Source organism: Cupriavidus sp. GW821-FHT02F09 (assembly GCF_059421605.1).
This window is the reverse complement of record NZ_JBWKVH010000012.1, coordinates 80377-100726: the sequence shown is the minus strand read 5'-3', so window position 1 is coordinate 100726 and position 20350 is coordinate 80377. Positions and strand designations below refer to the sequence as shown.

Sequence of the window (20350 nt, the reverse complement as noted above, 5' to 3'; positions counted from 1 at the left end):
TTTCGCAAAATGAGCGTAGCTAAATTCGTGGCGGCCAATGGCCGCGAGGCCTTGCGCCAGGTGCGCGAGGCGATGGGGCCGGATGCCGTGGTGCTGTCCAACCGCACCGTCGAAGGGGGTGTGGAGATCGTCGCGATGCGCGACACCGATCTCGGCGCCATCTCCAGCAACGCGCCGGTATTCACGCCGCCGCCGGCTGCCGCGGTCGCCGTCGACGGTGCCCTTGGCGACCTGCGCGGCGAGCTGCAGACCATGCGCGCCATGATGGAGCGCCAGTTCTCCGGCGTGGGCACGCACAGTCTGCCGTCGATCGGCGGCGACCCGTTGCGCGATTCGCTGTTTACCTGGTTAGTGACCGCTGGCTTCTCCGGGCAGCTTGCCCGTTCGCTGCTGGGTCACTTGCCGCTGGGCCATGACCGGCCTGCCGCCATGACCTGGATCCGCCAGGAGCTCGCGCGCAAGGTGCCGGTGCTGAACGACGAAGATGCGCTCTTTGCCCAGGGCGGCGTGCTGGCGCTGGTGGGCCCCACCGGCGTGGGCAAGACCACCACCACCGCCAAGCTGGCCGCGCGCTTCGTGCTCAAGCACGGCCCGGAACGCCTGGCGCTCCTGACCACCGACACGTTCCGGATTGGCGCGCACGAGCAATTGCGCATCTACGGCGACATCCTTGGTGTGCCCGTGCACGCGGTCAAGGACGCGGCCGACCTGCGCTTTGCGCTGGCGGCACTGACCGAGAAGCACCTGGTGATCATCGACACCGTGGGCATGAGCCAGCGAGACCGCAACCTGTCCGAGCAGATCGCCATGCTGGCCGGCGTGCAGGCGCCGGTGCAGCGCATCCTGCTGCTCAACGGCGCCAGCCACGGCGACACGCTCAACGAAGTCGTCCACGCTTACCGTCACGATGCCACGCCCGACGGCGGCATCGACGGCTGCATCGTCAGCAAGCTGGATGAGGCCACGCACCTGGGCTCCGTGCTCGACGTGGTGATCCGCCACCGCTTGCCGGTGTACTACGCCTCCACCGGCCAGCGCGTGCCCGAGCACCTTGAACTCGCCAACGGCGCGGCCCTTGTCGAGCGTGCCTTCCAGACGCCGCGCCGCGGCTCGGTGTTTGCCGACGCGGAAGCCGCGCGCCGCGCCATGCCCGCGCAGGACGACAGCGAAGCCGCGCGCGCAGCCAGCCCCGGCGGCGCCGACGGCATGCTGCGCTCGCTGACCGACAGCGCCAACGCGGTGGGCGATTGCGTGGAGCAACTGAACGCTGGCAGCTATAGCTTTGAGCTGGTCCGCTCGCTGTGGCAGCAACGCAATGAGAGCGCACCCTCGCCGCGCCTGATGGCGCAGCAAGTGCGTGAGGCCGCCTGCCGCGACCTCGCCCGCCATTGCGACCGCTTCGTGCTGTCGCTGAGTGCCACGGTGGCCGCGCCGGTGGCGGGACGGCGCGCGCCGCGCCCATGGCAACACACGCTGTTCCTGGCGGACCGCGACGGCCTGCCGCTGGCGGCCGCCGCCGCGCCCGCCGGCCGCACCGGCCCGGCGCTGCAAGGCGGCCAGGGCGGATGGGAAGCCGATGCCGCCACGCTGTGCGCCGCCATCGCCGCCGCCCGTACCGTGGTCAACGTACTCGACGCCATGCCTGCCGCCCCCGTGCTGGCACGCTGGCAGCAAGCTGGCGAGCGCTGGCTGGCCACCGCACGCAAGACCACTCGCGTGGCCAGCGGCGGCGGTGCCGTCAAGCTCGATGCGTTGGCCGAGACGCTGACCTTCCACGCCGTGCAAGACATGGATTATCGCGGCCGCGATGCTGTGCAGTGGATCGCGCAAAGCCCGGTGCGCGTGCTCGAAGGCCAGGCACGCGGCGCCCGCTCTGCCGCCGAAGGCGGTACCGAGGCAGGCTTGCTGGTGTCGCGCGTGGTCGACCGCGAGAACGGCCAGACGCTCGCCGTGCATTACCTGCTGTGCGACCCGGCGCTGTCGGCCGAGGGCGCACAACTGGCCCGCTGGGCCCGCTGGGCCGAAGCCGGCGAAGCGCAACTGCGCACGCTGCGCCATGCGCTGGACCACCTGGGCCAAGGCGACGGCGGCAATGAACCCGCACAGGCCGAAGCGCAGGCCTGCGCCCGCTTGCTCGCGCTGCAGATGGGCGTTGCCGCGCTGCGCCTCGAGCAGGCCTGCGATGATTCGGTCACTGCATTCCTGGCGCGGCTGACCGGCCGCGCGCCGGCTCGCCAGGCTTGCGGCGCAGCGGTACTGGTCGAAGGCATCGGCCGTTTGCTGGCCTTGCTCGACGTGCTGGAAAACTATCCCGCCCGCAGCGGCCGCGCCACGCAGTCCGCCGTTCAGGAAGCGCCGCCGGAGACGTTCCAACTGGGCGGCGCCGGGGGCCAGCTCGAGGCGCGCATGAGCGGAAGCCGCGTGTTCGAGACACTGGCGCATGGAGAATAAGCCGTGAATTCACTCGCATCCGACCAGGCGGAAAGCCTGCGGCGCATGCTGGCGCCACGCGCCACGCGCCGCATTGCCGTGGTCGCAAGCGATGCCGGTGCCGGCGCCACCACGGTGGCACTGGGGTTGGCCAACGCTCTTGCCCTGCAAGGCGAACGTGTACTGCTCGTCGATGAGGACCGCTTCGGCGCCCGCGCCACCCGGCTTGCCGGCGCCATGCCGGAAGGCACCCTGGCCGCGGTGCTGGGTGGCGCGGTGACGCTCGACGCTGCGCTCGGCAAGCGTCCCGCCGGCACCATCGCCGTGCTGCCGGGCAGCCCCCAGGCCAATGGCGACCTGCAGCTGCTCAAGTCGTTTCGCACCGTGCTCAGCGACGCCCGCAGCGATGCGGATGGCGGCTTGTCGCAAATGGCAGGCGCGGCGCACAACCTCATCGTGGTGCTGCGCGCGGAGCCGGCCTCGATCAAAGCCGCATACGCCTGCATCAAGCAGCTCAATCACCTGTACGCCTGCCGGCGTTTCCACCTGGTGATCAATGCCGCCGCCGGGGACGCCGCCGCCAGTGCGGTGCTGGGCAACCTGGCCCGTACCGCCAGCCAGTACCTTGGCGTCGAGGCCAGCCCCGCGGGCAGCCTGCCGCACGATCCGCTGGTTGAGCGCAGTACCGCATTGGGCCGTTGCGTGGTCGAGGCCTTCCCGGCCGCGCCCGCCACCGCCGCATTACGCCGAATTGCCACGGGCATTGCCAGCTGGCCAATGTCCGCCGATCCCCGTTCAACCCTGTCGGCACCGATGGCGCCGACGGCCACGGCCCTGGCTTAAGGGCCGGGACCTGCAAGCTAGGACTCACGAGAATTCCACCATGTATACGATTCAGGGAAAGCTCGAACAGACTGATACCGTGACGGCGCATGCGTCGCTGGTGCGTCGCATCGCCTTGCAACTGGCGGCCAAGCTGCCTGCCAGCGTGCAGCTCGATGACTTGATCCAGGCCGGCATGATCGGCCTGCTCGACGCCGCCAAGCGCTATGAAGACACCCACGGTGCGCGTTTCGAGACCTACGCCAGCCAGCGCATTCGCGGCGCCATGCTCGACGAGGTGCGCGCCAACGACTGGCAGTCGCGCAGCCTGCGCCAGTTCACGCGGCGGATCGAGCGCACCGTGCGTGGCCTGGAGCAAACGCTGGGCCGTGCGCCGCTCGATTCCGAAGTGGCGCAGGAACTGGAGCTGCCGCTCGACGAATACCAGACGCTGCTCAACGAGGTCTATGGCTGCCAGTTGCTGCACTATGAAGACTTCGAGCGCTCCGGCGAAGAGGACTTCCTGGACCGGCACCTGAGCGTGAGCGATGACGGCAACCCCCTCACGGTGCTGATGGAGAGTGGCATGCGCGAAGCGCTGATCCGCGCCATCGAGCGCCTGCCCGAGCGGGAGAAGCTGGTGCTGTCGCTGTGCTATGACCAGGAGCTGAACCTGCGGGAAATCGGCGCGGTGCTGGAAGTCACCGAGTCGCGCGTGTGCCAGATCCGCAGCCAGGCGATTACACGGCTGCGTTCGCAGTTGCGCGGGCTGCTGTGAGCAACGGGCCCAAGCACTTCGCTGCGTTGGCGCTAGCCGTGGCGTGCTGCCCGGCACTGGCCGCGCCTGGCGGGCAGGCGCTGCATAGCTGGTCGGCTTCGGTGAACGGGCCTGCGCTGTACAGCAAAGGCTTGCGCACCGTTTCCGTCCCGATTTCACCGACCGGCTATTTGCCGCAGGCGCAGGGCGCAATCACGACGGTGCGGTGGCGCTATAGCTTCTCGCGTACGCCGCCGAATGCACTGCAGGCTTACCTATGCAATGCGCAACGGTGTGTATTGCTTTCGGGGGCTGAGGGGCTGACCGAGGCGTTTAGCGGGGATGACGCTGCCAAGGGCTTTGTGTTTGCCTTTCAGGTGCCGGGGAAGGGCGCGTTGACGCCGGTTTTGATCGGGCAGGCTAACGAGGTGACGGTTGGGTTTCGGTGAGGGGGCAGGGTAGCCTAACCTAACCGCAACTGCTTAACCGCAACTGCAGTCCCACTACCGCTGCGGGGCGGCAATCACGGCTACATCGAATCGTCTTCTGTTCCCGCTGGCTTGCTCCCCTCTCCCACTTGTGGGAGAGGGGCCGGGGGAGAGGGCGGGCACTCGCAAGAACGAGATGCCACAAACCACCCAATTCAACCAGTCGCCAGACTGACCCCTTGCGGCCCGTTCTGCGTGCGCCCGTCGCGCCCATAGAGCGTCGTGTTGTCACCCCGTTGCCGCAACGCCAGGATCGCTTCCTCGGTGAACTCGAGATGCGCATCCACAACCGCGGCATTCAGCGCATTGGCGTGGCTTGCCGTGCGTGCCGCAAACACCAGCCTCCGCCATGCGGCCTCCACCGACGAATCGATCTGGCGCCCGAACAGCTGGCCGCCCGCGCCGGTGCGAATTCCCATGGCACCCATCTGCGCCTCGCGCGTGCGCGTCAGGGCGCCCAGCAATCCGGCCAGTTCGACCTTGCGTTCCAGCAGCCCGGCAAGGGCCTGGTAATCGCCGGCCTTGATCAGGCTTCTTTCTTCGCCTAGTACGGTGGCGAACTCCTGCGCGAGCTCGGTTTCGCGGTGCAGGTTCTGGATCAGGGACTGGCTCATGGCTTGCCTATCTTAGGGTGGGGTTGGCGATGCGGCCCGTAGCAAGCCGCGGTGTCAGGCGCCGCCGCTGAGTTCGCGCAGGGACGCGAGCAGCCCGTCGGCGATCTTGCTTGGGTCGATCTTGATGCGGCCTTCGGAGATCGCCTGGCGGATCTCTTCGACCTTGGCGGTGTCGATATCGTCGTCATGGTCTTCCACCATGCGCGCGCCGATCTCGCGCACCTGGGCCGACAGGGGGCTGCTGACGCGCACGCTGGACGTCTCCGGGGCAGCCGTCGATCCGGGGGCGCCGGCCACGCTGCGCACGGCGCCGTCGATGGCGTCGCTCGGCCTCGACGAGGTGGTCTGATTGATCTTCACGATGATTCCTTGCTGGGTACCTTTGGCTTATCGGATGCTTAGGGCGAAACTTTAGGTCGAATTGCGACGCCGCGGCGCCGTCTTTCCGGCCGCGGAGCGCGCGTTATTGTCTCATGAGCCGGCCCATGAGACGCATGCGCAACTCCAGGTGTCGCCGTCCCGATTCCCTATTGCTGTAGCACCACCGTGTCGCCGTTGCGCACCAGCGCATTGACCACCTGACCGCTCTTGAGCCGCACCTGGACGTTGTTGCCCACCGCGGCCTCGGCCATGACCTTGCCCTCGCTGCTGAGCTGGAACGACTCGCCTTCCACCAGCACCGTCACGTTCTGGCCCTGGCGTACGGCAATGGCCTTCTTCAGTAGATCCATCCGCATCGGCGAACCCGCGGCGATGCGGTTGGCCGCCACCGCGCCGGTCACCTGTGCGGGATCCGTCACCACCGCGCGCGGCAGCGACGCCAGGTCGCCTTGGCGGACTTCCATATCGGCTGCATCGATGGCCTCGCCGGGCATCAGGTTGCGCCCGGCCACATAGTAGTCGGCCACCACCGACACGCGCGCTTGCACGTAGCGGGTCCAGGGACGTTCGCCGGCGCAGCGCACGCCGACCGAGACCCGGCCCCAGGGGGACGCGCCCGGCGGCAGGAACGGCTCGGGCAGCGGGCAATCCGGCGCGCGCCCGCCCGAGGGCGGTACCACCTGGATGGTGGCCTTGCCGGGCAGGCCGGCAGTCTGGCGCTCAAGGAATTGTTCGACCGCGGCGCGCACCGGGTCTTCGAGAAACGGCGAGGGCGGCGCCGCGCCGGCGCTGCCGGGCAGCGTGCCGCCGGCGGCCAGCACGCAGAGCAGGGCGCGCGCCGCGGCGGCCCGGAAACGAGGGGTCATGTGTACATCCAGGCAAGGAAACGACGCGGGCCGCACCGCGAAAGCGGGTGCTGCGTGCGTGTCAACGGGTCCTATTGTAGGCAGCCCCGCGTTCTTGCTCGAGTCGAAATGCGCGGTTTTCTTTGCCCTATTCGTGCGATTGGCATGACGGGGCCGCCCCTAAGATGGCACACCTGAAGAAGGTCGACCTTCGTTGCTCTCCCCCTCCAGCGAGACACAGACATGATTGACAGACTCGATGCGGCGTTGCGCTTCCAACAAGAAGCGCTGAGCTTGCGGACCCAGCGGCAATCGGTGATTGCCTCCAATATCGCCCATGCCGACACACCTGGCTACAAGGCGCGCGACTTCGATTTCTCCAGCACGCTGGCGCAAAGCGTCGAGCGCGGAAAGCAAGCCGAAGGCGTGTCGCTGTCCACCACCTCGGTGCGCCACTTGCCGGGCGTGACGTCTGCGTTCGCCGACAAGATGCAACTCGACTACCGCATCCCGATGCAGTCGAGCATCGATGGCAATACCGTCGAGATGGACACCGAGCGCGTCGCCTTTGCCGACAACGCGGTGCACTTCGAGTCCGGGCTGACCGTGATGAGCGCCAAGATCAAGACCATGCTGTCGGCCATCCAGCAGTGAGCACGCCATGCCCGCAATGAACATCTTCGAAGTCGCCGGCTCGGCCATGGCTGCGCAGTCGCAGCGCATGAACGTGACCGCGTCCAACCTGGCCAATGCCGACAGTGCGGTCGGCCCCAACGGCCAGCCCTACCGCGCCAAGCAAGTGGTGTTCGGCCTTGCCGCCACACCAGGCCAGAACGACGTGGGCGGCGTGCAGGTGGAGGGTGTGATGGAAGATCCGTCGCCCCCGCGCATGGTGCATAACCCCACGCATCCGCTGGCCAATGCCGACGGCTACGTCACGATGCCAAACGTTAACCCGGTGGAGGAGATGGTCAACATGATCTCGGCCTCGCGTTCCTACCAGGCCAACGTGGAAGTCCTCAACACCGCCAAGAACATGATGCTCAAGACACTGACCATCGGTCAGTAAAACCGGGATACGCAATGACCACGACCTCCTCCACAGGCAGCAGCACCAGCGCCGCCGGCATCGCCAATACCCTGCAAAGCGGCAGCGCATCCGCCGCCGACCTGCAGAACAACTTCCTGACGATGCTGGTCACGCAGATGAACAACCAGGATCCGCTCAACCCGATGGACAACTCGCAGCTGACCTCGCAGCTCGCGCAGATCAGCCAGGTGAGCGGCATGCAGACCTTGAACACCACGCTGAACTCGCTGCTGTCGCAAGTCAGCGCGAGCCGCGCGATGGATTCGGCAGCGCTGATTGGCCACACCGTGATGGTGCCGGGCAATGCCACCACGGTGGCCAGCGGCGTGCCGGGCCAGATCGGTGTGGACCTGCCGTCCACCGCCGATGCGGTCACGGTCCAGGTGGTCGACGCGAACGGCAACGTGGTGCGCAACATCAACATGAACGGCCAGACCGCCGGCGTGCACGACATCGCCTGGGACGGCAAGAACGATGCAGGCGTCGCCGTTGCCGATGGCGACTACAGCTTCAAGGTCACCGCTACCGCCAACGGCAAGGATGTCGCGCCGGTCGCGCTGGTCTACGGCAAGGTCAACAGCATCAGTGGCGACTCCACGGGCGTGCTGGTCGACATCGGCGGCGGCCGCACCGCGCCGGTCGACGGTGTTCGCCGCATTCTTTAATCACGTGGCCACGCGCGAGACGCGCCGGCAGGATGTCAGGTAACTAGGAGAAAATCATGGGTTTCGGTCAAGGGGTAAGCGGCATCAATGCCGCCGCATCGAATCTGGACGTCATCGGCAACAACATCGCCAACGCCAACACGGTCGGCTACAAGCAATCGACCGCGCAGTTCGCCGACGTGTACGCCGGCACCAAGATTGGCTTGGGCACGACCGTGAATTCGGTGGTGCAGTCGTTCAACCAGGGCAATATCGAGTCGAGCGGCAATGCGCTCGATGTGGCCATCACCAATGGCAATGGTTTCTTCCGCCTGACCGATTCCTCGGGCTCGGTCTTCTACTCGCGCAACGGCCAGTTCCAGCGCCAGCAGGACGGTAGCATCACCAACGCGCAAGGCCTGAAACTGACTGGCTACCCGGCTGGCACGGTGGGCGGCGGCGCTGTGCAGCCGCAGCCGCTGGTGGTGCCGAACACCACGATGGCCGCCAAGGCGACCACCACCCTCGGCATCTCCTTCAACCTGAACTCCGGCAGCACCGTACCGACCACGCCGTTCGCCAGCACCCCGGCCGCACTGCCGACGTCGAGCATGTTCAACTACAGCTCCGGCGTCACCGTCTATGACTCGCTGGGCAACGCCAAGCAGCTCACCGCGTACTTCTCCACGGGCACGCCCGGGGCGGGCACGTTCCCGGCGGCGGGCGGCGGCGGCACCGACTGGACGATGAACCTGACCGATGCGGCGGGCAACGTGGTTGGCGCGCCGATCACGCTCAAGTTCGACTCGAAGGGCACGCTGCAGTCGCCGGCCGCAGGTGCTACCACCGCCATCAACATCGCCGCTGCCAACGGTGCGGCACCCCTGGCCATCGCGATGGACCTGACCGGCACGACGCAGTTCGCCGGCGCCAACGACACCAAGCCGCCTGTGCAGAACGGCTATACCGCGGGCAGCCTGCTCGGCTTTGCGATCCAGCCGGATGGCACCATCCTTGGCAGCTACTCGAACCAGCAGACGCAGTCGCTCGGCCAGGTCGTGATGGCCGGCTTTGGCAACGTGCAGGGCCTGAAGCCGGAGGGCAACAACGTGTGGTCCGCGACCGGCGCATCGGGCCAGGCCGTGGTCGGCGCGGCCGGCGGCAGCCTTGGCACGCTCAAGTCCAATGCGGTGGAGGCATCCAACGTGGACCTGTCCGGCCAGCTGGTCAGCCTGATCGTGGCGCAGCGCAACTACCAGGCCAACGCGCAGACCATCAAGGCGCAGGACACCGTCATGCAGACACTGGTCAACCTGTAATGCGCAGCGTTGGCAAGACGAGCCGCACGGACAGGAACTAAAGGGACGCCATGGACCGCATGATCTATACCGCCCTGTCGGGGGCCAAGCAGACGCTCGACCAGCAGGCCGCGGTGTCCAACAACCTGGCCAATACTTCCACGCCGGGCTTCCGCGCGCAGGTCAACATGTTCCGCGCGGTGCCGGTGGTGGGGCAAGCCTCGCCAACGCGCGCATTCACGCTGGCGTCCACGCCTGGCGCCGACTTCAAGGCCGGCCCGCTGACCTACACCGAGCGTCCGCTGGATGTGGCGCTGCAGGGCAACGGCTGGCTGACGGTGCAGGCGCCGGACGGCACGGAAGCCTACACCCGCGCCGGTTCGCTGCAGGTGTCGGCGGACGGGCAACTGGTTACCAGCACCGGCCTGCAGGTGATGGGCGATGGCGGCCCGATCGCGGTGCCGCCGGGCGCGCAGGTCACCATCGGCAGCGATGGCACCATCACCGCGCGCGGCCCCGGGGAGACCTCCGCGGGCCTGGCCCAGGTGGGCAAGCTGCGGCTGGTGAATCCACCACCCGATTCGATCGCCCGAGGCGATGATGGCCTGTTCCGGCTGCGCCCCGGCGCGCAGCCGCTGCAGGTTGACGCCAACATCCGCGTGATTTCCGGTGCGATCGAAGGCAGCAACGTCAACCCGGTCGAAGCGATGGTCGACATGATCGCCAACGCCCGCCGCTTCGAGATGCAGATGAAGATGATCCAGGGCGCTGACACCAACGATCAGCGCGCTAATCAACTGCTCTCGAATAACTGAACTTTGAATTGATGTGCTGCCGCGGCTCGCGGCAGCCTTGTGAGGACAAACATGATCCGCTCTCTCTGGATTGCCAAGACCGGCCTCGATGCGCAGCAGACGCAGATGGACGTGATCTCGAACAACCTGGCCAACGTCTCCACCAACGGCTTCAAGCGTGGGCGTGCCGTGTTCGAGGAATTGATGTACCAGACCGTGCGCCAGCCCGGCGCATTGTCTTCGGACCAGACCACGCTGCCGTCCGGCCTGCAACTGGGCACCGGCGTGCGTCCCGTGGCTACCGAGCGGATCCATACCCAGGGCAATCCGCAGCAGACCGGCAACAGCAAGGACGTGGCAGTGATCGGCCAGGGCTTCTTCCAGGTCACGATGCCCGACGGCACCACCGCCTACACGCGCGATGGCTCGTTCCAGACCGACCAGAACGGCCAACTGGTGACGTCCAGCGGTTTCGTGATCCAGCCCGCCATCACCTTGCCGGCCAACTACACGGCGCTGACCGTTGCGCGCGACGGCGTGGTCTCGGTGACCCAGCCCGGCTCGAGCGCCAACGTGCAGGTCGGCCAGCTGCAACTGGCTACCTTCGCGAACCCGGCAGGCCTGGAGAGCCTTGGCGAGAACCTGTATGTGCAGACCGATGCGTCGGGCGCGCCGAACACCACGGTGCCTGGCCTGAACGGCTCCGGCACGCTGCAGCAGAACTACGTCGAAGCGTCCAACGTGAACGTGGTCGAAGAACTGGTGAGCATGATCCAGACCCAGCGCGCCTACGAAATCAACAGCAAGGCCGTGCAGACCTCCGACCAGATGCTGCAGCGCCTCACCCAGCTGGGATGATCATGATTGCCTCGCTGACTCGCCTGGGCGCGCTTGCCCTTTGCTGCTTCGCGACGGGTTGCGCGATGATGCCGCGCGAGCCGCTGGTCCAGCTGCCCACCTCCGCGCGGGCAGAGCCGCGCGCGCTGGCGCCGGCGAGCGGATCGATCTACCAGTCGTCGTACGCGGGCAATCCGTTGTTCGAGGATCGCCGGCCGCGCAACGTGGGCGACATCCTCACCATCGTGATCAGCGAGAACGTCAACGCCAGCAAGAACTCCGGCACCAACGCCAGCCGCACGTCCAACAGCGCGCTGGCCTTCGATGCCGTGCCCAGGGCGCTTGGCGGGCTGTTCAGCAGCGCCCAGAACGCAACCATGAGCGGCGCCAATGCGCTTAAGGCTAGCGGCGGCGCCAGCGCCACCAACACGTTCAACGGCACCATCACCGTGACCGTGCTGGAAGTGCTGGCCAACGGCAACCTCATCGTCTCCGGTGAAAAGCAGATGGCCATCAACCAGGGCGCGGAATACATCCGCTTCTCCGGGGTGGTCAATCCGCGCACGATCACCGGCGACAACGCGGTGCCGTCCACGCAGGTGGCCGATGCGCGCATCGAGTACACCGCCAAGGGTTATATCGACGAGACGCAGAACATGGGCTGGCTGCAGCGTTTCTTCCTCAATGTTTCACCGTATTGATCACTGACCGCGTCATGTCCCTGTCTTCGCTCCCCGCCTCGCGCAGCCGCTTCGTCCGCGCTCTCTTCCTGGCGCTGACGCTGGGCCTGCTAGCAGGCGCGGCGCACGCGGAACGGCTGAAGAACCTGGCCAACTTCCAGGGCGTGCGCGACAACCCGCTGGTGGGCTATGGGCTCGTGGTGGGGCTGGATAACACCGGCGACCAGACCATGCAGACGCCGTTCACCACGCAGAGCCTGACCAACATGCTCTCGCAGCTCGGCATCACCCTGCCGGCCGGCAAGAACATGCAGCTCAAGAACGTGGCGGCGGTGATGGTCACCGCCACGCTGCCGCCGTTCGCACGGCCCGGCAGCCAGCTCGACGTGGTGGTGTCGTCGATGGGCAATGCCAAGAGCCTGCGTGGCGGCACCTTGCTGATGACGCCCCTCAAGGGCGCCGACGGCCAGGTCTACGCGATCGCGCAGGGCAATATGCTGGTGGGCGGCGCGGGCGCGTCGGCCAACGGCAGCAAGGTGCAGGTCAATCAGCTGGCGGTGGGCCGCATTGCCAATGGCGGCATCGTGGAGCGCGCCGTCCCCGCGTTCCAGCCCGAAGGCGGCATCCTGAACCTGGAGCTGCGCGAAACCGACTACGGCACGGCCGAACGCGTTGTCGAGGCGATCAATCGCGCGATGGGCGGCGGCGTAGCCAGCGCGCTGGACGGCAGGGTGGTGCTGGTGCGCACGCCCGCGGCCCCGAGCGCGCGGGTGGGCTTCATGGCCCGCATCGAGAACATCGAGGTCACGCGCGCCAAGGCCGCCGCCAAGGTCATCCTCAATGCGCGCACCGGCTCGATCGTGATGAACCAGGCCGTGACGGTGGACGACTGCGCGGTGGCGCATGGCAATCTGTCGGTGGTGATCAATACCCAGCCGGTGATCAGCCAGCCGGCGCCGTTCAGTGGCGGCCAGACGGTGGTGGCGCCGGTTTCGCAGATCAACATGAAGCAAGAAGGCGGCGCGCTGCAGATGGTCAAGGCAGGCGCATCGCTGGCCGCGGTGGTCAAGGGCCTGAACGCGCTGGGCGCGACGCCGGCCGACCTGCAGACCATCCTTGAGGCCATGCGTGCTGCAGGTGCGCTGCGCGCCGACCTCGAGATCATCTGATCATGTCAGCCAGCCGCGTGGCCGCACAGGCCGAACTCTCGCAACGCTTCGCCCTGGATACGCAAGGCTTCGAAGGCCTCAAGCAAAGTGCCCGTACCGGGGCCACCCCGGAGACGCTGCGCACCGCCGCGCGCCAGTTCGAGGCGGTGTTCACGCAGATGGTGCTCAAGAGCATGCGCGACGCCACGCCGCAGGATGGCCTGTTCGACAACGAGCAGACCAAGCTGTACATGTCGATGATGGACCAGCAGCTGTCCCAGCAGATGTCCACGCGCGGCATCGGCCTGGCCGACGTCATGGTGCGCCAGCTCGCGCGCGCCAGCGGCGCGGGCCTGCCGCCCGAGCTCGCTGGCGCGGCCGCCAAGCAGGCCGCCGTGCAGGCGGGCATGGACGACGCGGCCCCCGGCCTTGCGCGCACGCTGGACATGCGCAACGGCGACGCGGACGCGCCGCGTGCAGGCAGCGTGGTGGCCGGCACCAGCTGGAACCCCACTGCGGGCCTGCGCCAGTATCAGTCGCAGGACACCGGTGCGTGGCAGGGCGGCAATGCCGTGTTGCCGGAAGACACGCCGGCCCACATCAGCGCCTTCGTCTCCCGCATGGCGGGGCCGGCGCAATCCGCAGCGCGCGCTACCGGCGTGCCGGCCAAGCTGATCCTGGGCCAGGCCGCGCTCGAATCCGGCTGGGGCCGGCGCGAGATTGCCTACCCGGACGGCAGCACCACCTTCAATGTCTTCGGCATCAAGGCGGGCGCCAACTGGAAGGGCCAGGTCGCGGAAATCACCACCACCGAATATGTCGACGGCCAGCCGCAAAAGGTGCGCGCGCGCTTCCGTGCCTACGGTTCGTACGACGAAGCCTTTGCCGACTACGGGCGCTTGCTGAGCAACAACCCGCGCTACGCCGAGGTACTGGCGGCGGCCACACCGGACGACGCGGCGCGGGGCCTGCAGCGTGCCGGTTATGCCACGGATCCGGCTTACGGCGAAAAGCTGGTCCGGATCATGCGGAAAGTGCCCGTCTGAGCGCATGCCGAGCCCTGGCAGGGCACAGGCCGAGCGGACGCAAATTGTGGGCGCCGCGCACTAAAGTCTCCTTGTACTTCTGCCGTTACTTACATCATTCACCGCCGTTCATGTCCGGCAGCGGCGAACCGGCATCGAAGGCTCCTCGACAAGCGGCCACGGTGCACGGATCGCCAGGTCAGGCACACGGCAGCCACCAGACGCGGGGTTAGAGCATGTCTCTCTTCAATATCGGACTTTCCGGCCTGAACACGGCGCAGAACGCGTTGACGACGGTTGGCCACAATATCAGCAATGCCGCCACGGCAGGCTATACGCGGCAGAACACCATTATTGCGTCCGCAGGTGGCCAGTACACCAGCAGCGGCTTCTACGGCCAAGGGTCCAACACGACCTCGGTGGTCCGCGTCTATGACGAGTTCCTGACCGGCCAGCTGCGCAACGCCCAGTCCGCCAGTGCCCAGCTCTCGACGTACTCCAGCCAGATCGGCCAGATCGACAACCTGTTGGCCGACCAGACGGGCGGTATCGCACCGCTGATGCAGAAGTTCTTCGCCGCCGTGCAAGGGGTATCCGACACGCCGGCGGATCCGGCCGCGCGCCAGAACATGATCAATGCCGGGCAATCGCTCACTGGGCAGGTGCGCGCCGCCAACTCCTACTTCCAGCAGTTGCGTGACGGTGTCAATACCCAGCTGCAGAGCTCGGTGACGCAGATCAACGCCTACTCCCAGCAGCTTGCCAAGCTCAACGACCAGATCACGCGGGCTACCGCTGCCGGCGGCGGCCAGCCGCCCAACGACCTGCTCGACCAGCGCGACCAGATGGTCTCGCAGCTGACCCAGCTGGTGGGCGTCAAGGTGGTGCCGCAGGACAATACATACAACGTGTTCGTCGGCAACGGCCAGCCCCTGGTGATGGGATCGAACTCCTATGATCTGAAGGCGGTGCAATCGTCGGCCGATCCGTCGCGTACCACGATCGCCTACACGCAGGCCAACGGCAACGTGACCGAGATGGACGAAAGCACCCTTACCGGCGGCTCCGTCGGCGGCTTGCTCAAGTTCCGCACCGAGTCGCTGGATCCCGCGCAGAACGCCATCGGGCGGCTGTCGGTGACGCTCGCCCAGACCTTCAACGACCAGCATAAGCTGGGCGTGGACCTGACCGGCCAGATCGGCGGCAACCTGTTCAAGCTCGGCACGCCCGTCACGCTGCCCAAGAGCTCGAATACCGGCACCTCGCTGGTATCGGCCAGCATCAGCAACACGTCGCAATTGACCACTAGCGACTACACGCTGACCTACGACGGCACCAACTACTCGCTCACGCGCATGTCGGACAACACGGTCGTGGCCACCCAGGCGGGCGCTACCGCCACCTATCCGCTGACGCTGTCGGCGGATGGCGTGGACGTCAAGATCCCGACGGCGATGTCGGCCAATGATTCCTACCAGATCCAGCCGACCCGCAATGTGGCCGCGAGCATGGACATGGCCATTACCGATCCCGCCAAGATTGCTGCCGCAGGCCCGCTGCGCGCCAGCGCAGGTACCACCAACACCGGTACCGGCACGGTCAAGGTCAGCAATGTCGCGCAAGGCTTCAGCCTGCCCGCTACCACGATCACGGCCAAGTACAACGGCGCCAATTACGTCTTCACCGATGCGACGGGCGCGCCTGTCGTGCCCACCAGCGGCCCGACCCCCAGCGGCACCGCGACGCAATACTCGTTCAACGGTGTCACGGTCAGCTTCGACGGCACGCCCAAGACTGGTGACAGCTTCACGCTGGCGCCCAACCTGAGCGGCGTATCCGATAACGGCAATGCGCTCGCGCTGGCCAAGCTGCAAACCACCAAGACCATCGGCGGCGTGTCGAGCTACAACGACGCCTTCGCGCAGCTGGTCAACGACGTCGGCAGCCGCGCCAAATCAGTGCAGATCGCGTCGACTTCGCAGGACAGCGTCACGACCCAGGTGCAGACGGCGCAGCAAGGCATCTCGGGCGTGAACATGGATGAGGAAACGGTCTCCATGCTGCGTTTCCAGCAGCTCTACCAGGCCAACGCCAAGGTCATCCAGACTGCCACCACGCTGTTCGACACCATCATCGGTATCGGCCGCTGATCGCTGCTGAAGACCCGGATCTCCTAAAGGAACAGACATGCGCGTTGCAAGCTCCACGCTCTACCAACTCGGCCTGGCCTCGATGAACAGCCAGCAAGGCTCATTGCTGCATGTGCAGCAACAGCTCGGCACCGGCCGCCGTATCCTGACGCCGTCCGACGACCCGGTGGGTGCCACCCGGGCGCTGGTGGTCTCGCAGTCCAGCGCGGTCAACGGCCAGTACGCCACGTCCCGCAAACAGGCTAACACCAACCTGTCGATGGAACTGAGCTCGCTCAACAGCGTCGTCACCACCGTCCAGAATATCCAGACGCTGGTGGTGCAAGCCGGCAACGGCACCATGAGCGATGCCGACCGCGCCTCGGTCGCCTCCTCGCTGCAGGACTCATACAACCAGCTGCTCGGCCTGTCCAACGCCGACGATGGCAACGGCCAGTTCCTGTTCGCCGGTTACCAGTCGTCCACGCCGCCGTTCGCGAAGAACGGCAGCGGCGCGGTGGTCTATGGCGGCGATACCGGCCAGCAACTGCTGCAGGTCGACGTTGCCCGTCAGATGCCCACCAACGACAACGGCAACGCGATCTTCATGAGCGTGCAGTCCACCGCCACCTACGTTGCCTCCTCGCCAACCACCAATACGGGCACCGGCGAGTTCAGCGCGATCTCGGTGACGGATCCAACCAATGCGCTGTACGGCCACAGCCTCTCGCTCAATTTCGCCACCAATGCCGTCACGGGCAAGATGCAGTACCAGGTAATGGACCAGAGCGCCGCGCCGCCGGCCGCCGTTGGCGCCCCGGTGGACTATGTGGACGGCGCCGGCATCTCGGCCGGCGGGCTCTCGCTGTCGATCAAGGGCACGCCCAAGGATGGCGATGTCGTCAACCTGCAACCCGCGAAGCAAGCCGGCACCGACATCTTTGCTAACCTGCAGAGCGTCATCAATGCCCTGAAGCAGCCGATCGTCACCAGCACCGACCGCGCCACGCTGGCCAACGCGCTGTCCACGGCAAACCGCCAGATGGCCAACTCGCTGGACAACGTCAGCACGGTGCAGACCTCGGTCGGCTCGCGCATGAATGAGCTCGATGCGCTCAACACCATCGGCACCAACCGTGGGTTGAACTACACCGAGACGCTCTCGGGCCTGCAGGACCTGGATTACTACTCGGCCATGACCGAGTACTACCAGCGCCAGACTTCGCTGCAGGCGGCACAACAGTCATTCATGCAGATCCAGGGGATGAATCTGTTCAAGTACCTGGGGTAAGCGCGAGGTTTTGCGTCCGGCAAGAAATAGCTCGCTTGTCCCGAGAGAATGGATATAGGTCATCTTGTGTGAGTTGCACGCTATAGGCCCTGCCGGATAATCTGGCAGGGCGCTGGTGTCCTGAACGCACTTGGATATTCTGCCGGCCGGCCTAATTCAGTTCAGGTTTGAATAGTCGTCGGGAGTTCGCTGGCGGACGCTCGCGACTAGCTTCTCGCGATCGATGTTGATGGCGAGATCAAGCACCGTAGTTTTGATGGCATCGAGCAATATTTCGATTGCGGCGACGGGCACCTGCTTCCATGCCGCGACAAAACGGATACCCTTGTGTTGCGCGTGATCCGCATTGGCGCACAAGCTCCGGCACCCATGGCAACGTCAGAGTTGCCCCGACCTCCCCGTCTGTGAAGCGCTGGAAACCGCTGGCAAGGCCACCCATTTGAGCCACGCGATAGACGTCCCGAAACGCGGCTGGCAACACGCCAACCTGGGATGTGGAATTCCCCTGGGAGACTGACGAAGAGACGGTAGTTCCCCACCAATCCTTTCCGCCGCCTACATAGATCGCTCTACCCGAGCGAAGAACATGTTCCAGCCCACCCTCGGGCTCGGCGTACGCCACTTGCGCCGGTTCTTGCCGCCGGCCTAAAGTTGCCCGCTCGGTTGCCGTAGTTAGCTCTGTGGCGCCTAAGACCGGCCGATGCCGTGGTCTCAGGCACCGCGATAATGCCGTACTCAGACCGACTCACCCAGGTAACATCACTCTCTTCGGTATGACCGCATCCTCGCTCCGCACCCGCATCGCTCTGATCATGTCCGCCACGGTTGTCGGCGCTCTCGCACTCTCGGGTGCCGCCACCTATGGCATCGTCCGCGCAAATATGACGGCAACAATGGAGAGCGACCTTAGCGCCATCGCCAGTGGCAACACGCTGGCGATCGAACAATGGGTCGCCGCCAAGGCTTTGGCCGTCAAGACTGCAGCGGAGGTCGTGGAGAAAGGCGACCCCGCTGGCTTGGTCAAGTTCATGGGTGATGCCAACGGCTTTCCCGTGACCACCATCGGGTGGAGCGACAAGTCATACTACTCGAGCAGCAGCACGACGCCGAAGGACTACGACCCCACCGCGCGCCCTTGGTACAAAGCGGCGCTGGCCGCGGGCAAGCCGACTGTGACCAAGCCGTATGGAGATGTCTCGACTCGAGTGCCATACGTTTCCTTTGCGGCGCCACTCATCCGTGACGGTGCGGCAATCGGTGCCGTTAGCGGCGCAGTGCCACTGGAAGGCGTGCGAGAGGTCGTGAAGGCGATACATCCAACGCCTTCGAGCTTGGCCTTCGTCGTAGCCAGGGATGGCCAGGTAATCGCCCACGCCGATGCGAATCAGATGCTAAAGCCGGTCAGCGAAGTGACAGCCGCACTGACGCCGGCCACGCTCGAGAACCTGGTTCGGGCTAGTGCGCCGCTAGAAGTGGAAATCCAGGGCGTGCCGAAGCTGCTAAAGGCCCAGGCTGTCGCCGGCACCGATTGGTATCTGGTGATCGCGCTCGATAAGGCCGAAGCCACCGTAGGCCTGCGCCACGTCGTAAGCGCCATGGGCATAGCCTTGGTCCTGCTTACCCTGGCGGCGCTCGGCATTGCCACCTTCTTTACCGCAAAAGCACTCCGCAGGCTCTCCGGGGTACGTGACGCGATGGATACCATCGGGACTGGCGGGGGCGACTTGACCCGCCGGCTGGATGTCGTGGGCAATGATGAGGTGGCACAGATATCCGCGTCGTTCAACGCCTTCGTAGAGAAGATCGGCGCCGTGTTGGTCGACGTGCGTGCCAGTGTGCAGGGTATGACCTCGGCAACTGGCGAGATCGAGGCAGGTAATCGCGACCTATCCCACCGCACGGAAGCCTCAGCCAGCAATCTGCAGCAGACCTCGGCAGCCTTGACCCAACTGGCATCGAGCGTAAAGCAGACTGCGGAAGCGGCCGAACAGGCAACGCAGTTGGCGACTGACGCCAGCGCCACCGCGGCGCGCGGCGGCGAAGTTGTCTCTGGCGCTGTGCGCATCATGGACGAGATTGCCAAATCGTCGGGACGGATCACGGAAATCATAGGCGTGATCGACAGCATCGCCTTCCAGACCAATATCCTAGCGCTTAACGCGGCAGTCGAGGCGGCGCGTGCCGGGGAACAGGGCCGCGGCTTTGCCGTGGTGGCTGGCGAGGTGCGAACCCTGGCTCAGCGCAGTGCCACAGCCGCCCAGGAGATCAAGGGACTCATCGAAAGCTCCGTAGCCAGCGTAAGCAGCGGCACCGAGCGCGTCCAGGCAGCGGGCTCGACCATGACCGAAATTGTCAAGGACATCGAGCACGTTCGACGGATCATTACTGAGATACACGGTGCGGTGAGCGAGCAGAACACAGGTATTGGACAGCTCGACCAGAGCGTGTCAGAAATGGATCAAGCCACGCAACAGAACGCTGCGCTGGTGGAGGAGTCTGCGGCAGCATCATCGATGCTTAATGATCGGGCACGGGAGCTCGCGCGAACAGTGGCACGATTTCAATTGCACGAGGCATAACACGATGTTGTACCTCGGTCGATAGCGGCAGTCCGCCTCCAAGGATTCAGATCTGGAGGTCGGCACGCCTCCCGGACTGCAAGCTGATTGACATGTTGTTCGACAGGTGGGGATGCACATTCCAATGTCCGCATGGCGAGTCCGCGCGTTCATGTCGGTGCCGCTGTCTGCGGGCTGCTGCCAGAGAACCAACCTTTGGCCCATCGCGATTGCCGGCCTGCTTTGACGTTGCGAACTTGCTTCCCACCATCCCCTCCACAGCCTGAAATGGCTCGCCTTCAGTCACGGCGGGACTGCAGCAAACAAAGCTCTCGTTGCTCTGAGACTCGGTCCATCCCATATTGACTGTGGATGCAACCGGTCAATGCAACGGATCGATGGATTCCAAGTGAGCCCCATTCTTCTTGTGGCGTCGCGCGCGCTCGCCTGGCTTAGTCGAGCCCGGCGCCGGCCTTCTCCCGCTCGGCTGCTATCATCGCGGCCCGCGCTGGTTGCGCT

20 protein-coding genes are annotated in these 20350 nt (G+C 65.8%); 16 read left to right on the top strand and 4 right to left on the bottom strand.

All coding sequences use genetic code 11. The features are described from left to right. Positions 1–9 precede the first annotated feature (9 nt). Genes flhF through AC07XB_RS16035 form a run of 4 tightly spaced genes read left to right on the top strand, consistent with a single transcriptional unit; the run spans position 10 to position 4458 of the window. Entirely contained in the window at positions 10–2451 is a 2442-nt protein-coding gene (flhF, locus tag AC07XB_RS16050) for a flagellar biosynthesis GTPase FlhF (protein WP_492830361.1), read from the top strand. A 3-nt stretch (positions 2452–2454) separates the two neighbouring features. Next, positions 2455–3273, top strand: a complete 819-nt coding sequence (locus AC07XB_RS16045; RefSeq protein WP_492371347.1) for a MinD/ParA family ATP-binding protein — start codon at positions 2455–2457, stop codon at positions 3271–3273. A 40-nt stretch (positions 3274–3313) separates the two neighbouring features. Next, on the top strand, positions 3314–4030 hold the full coding sequence (locus tag AC07XB_RS16040; protein WP_006162649.1) for an RNA polymerase sigma factor FliA: 717 nt from the start codon (positions 3314–3316) through the stop codon (positions 4028–4030). After that, positions 4027–4458, top strand: coding sequence for a flagellar protein FlhE (locus tag AC07XB_RS16035; protein WP_492371348.1), 432 nt, complete (start codon positions 4027–4029; stop codon positions 4456–4458). The genes AC07XB_RS16040 and AC07XB_RS16035 overlap by 4 nt, the downstream gene beginning before the upstream one ends. 194 nt (positions 4459–4652) lie before the next feature. On the opposite strand, the gene AC07XB_RS16030 is transcribed toward AC07XB_RS16035, so the two are convergent. The 3 genes from AC07XB_RS16030 to flgA form a co-directional block, all read right to left on the bottom strand. Further along, positions 4653–5111, bottom strand: a complete 459-nt coding sequence (locus AC07XB_RS16030) for a flagella synthesis protein FlgN (RefSeq protein ID WP_492371349.1) — start codon at positions 5109–5111, stop codon at positions 4653–4655. A 54-nt stretch (positions 5112–5165) separates the two neighbouring features. After that, on the bottom strand, positions 5166–5471 hold the full coding sequence (flgM, locus tag AC07XB_RS16025; protein WP_183033945.1) for a flagellar biosynthesis anti-sigma factor FlgM: 306 nt from the start codon (positions 5469–5471) through the stop codon (positions 5166–5168). A 167-nt stretch (positions 5472–5638) separates the two neighbouring features. Beyond that, on the bottom strand, positions 5639–6358 hold the full coding sequence (gene flgA, locus AC07XB_RS16020; protein ID WP_492830364.1) for a flagellar basal body P-ring formation chaperone FlgA: 720 nt from the start codon (positions 6356–6358) through the stop codon (positions 5639–5641). A gap of 222 nt (positions 6359–6580) precedes the next feature. On the opposite strand from flgA, the gene flgB reads away from it, so the two are divergent. From flgB to flgL, 11 genes are all read left to right on the top strand, one after another. Continuing rightward, positions 6581–6991, top strand: coding sequence for a flagellar basal body rod protein FlgB (flgB, locus tag AC07XB_RS16015; RefSeq protein ID WP_416051536.1), 411 nt, complete (start codon positions 6581–6583; stop codon positions 6989–6991). 7 nt (positions 6992–6998) lie between these two features. Beyond that, positions 6999–7406 (top strand): flagellar basal body rod protein FlgC, encoded by a 408-nt coding sequence (gene flgC, locus AC07XB_RS16010; protein WP_006162655.1) that lies wholly within the window; start codon positions 6999–7001, stop codon positions 7404–7406. Between the two features lie 14 nt (positions 7407–7420). Continuing rightward, entirely contained in the window at positions 7421–8092 is a 672-nt protein-coding gene (locus AC07XB_RS16005; RefSeq protein ID WP_183033949.1) for a flagellar hook assembly protein FlgD, read from the top strand. Between the two features lie 56 nt (positions 8093–8148). Next, positions 8149–9390, top strand: coding sequence for a flagellar hook protein FlgE (gene flgE, locus AC07XB_RS16000; protein ID WP_492371351.1), 1242 nt, complete (start codon positions 8149–8151; stop codon positions 9388–9390). Positions 9391–9440: 50 nt separating this feature from the next. Next, positions 9441–10184, top strand: coding sequence for a flagellar basal-body rod protein FlgF (gene flgF / locus AC07XB_RS15995; protein WP_416051539.1), 744 nt, complete (start codon positions 9441–9443; stop codon positions 10182–10184). Between the two features lie 51 nt (positions 10185–10235). Beyond that, complete coding sequence (gene flgG / locus AC07XB_RS15990; protein WP_043356996.1) at positions 10236–11021, top strand: flagellar basal-body rod protein FlgG; 786 nt, start codon at positions 10236–10238, stop codon at positions 11019–11021. Between the two features lie 2 nt (positions 11022–11023). After that, the gene (gene flgH / locus AC07XB_RS15985) at positions 11024–11701 is read left to right on the top strand and encodes a flagellar basal body L-ring protein FlgH (protein ID WP_370564869.1); all 678 of its coding nucleotides are present in this window, start codon (positions 11024–11026) and stop codon (positions 11699–11701) included. Positions 11702–11715: 14 nt separating this feature from the next. After that, positions 11716–12849, top strand: a complete 1134-nt coding sequence (locus AC07XB_RS15980) for a flagellar basal body P-ring protein FlgI (protein ID WP_492830366.1) — start codon at positions 11716–11718, stop codon at positions 12847–12849. A gap of 2 nt (positions 12850–12851) precedes the next feature. After that, positions 12852–13874 carry a flagellar assembly peptidoglycan hydrolase FlgJ gene (gene flgJ / locus AC07XB_RS15975; RefSeq protein WP_043356992.1) on the top strand — a complete coding sequence of 341 codons (1023 nt, stop codon included), beginning with the start codon at positions 12852–12854 and terminating at the stop codon, positions 13872–13874. Between the two features lie 215 nt (positions 13875–14089). Beyond that, a complete protein-coding gene (gene flgK, locus AC07XB_RS15970; RefSeq protein ID WP_492830369.1) occupies positions 14090–16003 on the top strand; it encodes a flagellar hook-associated protein FlgK in 1914 nt (637 codons plus the stop codon). Between the two features lie 37 nt (positions 16004–16040). Further along, entirely contained in the window at positions 16041–17273 is a 1233-nt protein-coding gene (gene flgL / locus AC07XB_RS15965; protein WP_492371356.1) for a flagellar hook-associated protein FlgL, read from the top strand. Between the two features lie 156 nt (positions 17274–17429). Here flgL and AC07XB_RS15960 read toward each other — a convergent pair whose 3' ends face one another. Then, complete coding sequence (locus tag AC07XB_RS15960) at positions 17430–17630, bottom strand: hypothetical protein (protein ID WP_492830371.1); 201 nt, start codon at positions 17628–17630, stop codon at positions 17430–17432. A 416-nt stretch (positions 17631–18046) separates the two neighbouring features. Here AC07XB_RS15960 and AC07XB_RS15955 point away from each other — a divergent pair, with 416 nt between their 5' ends. After that, entirely contained in the window at positions 18047–19852 is a 1806-nt protein-coding gene (locus AC07XB_RS15955) for a methyl-accepting chemotaxis protein (RefSeq protein WP_492809636.1), read from the top strand. Positions 19853–20350 lie beyond the last annotated feature (498 nt).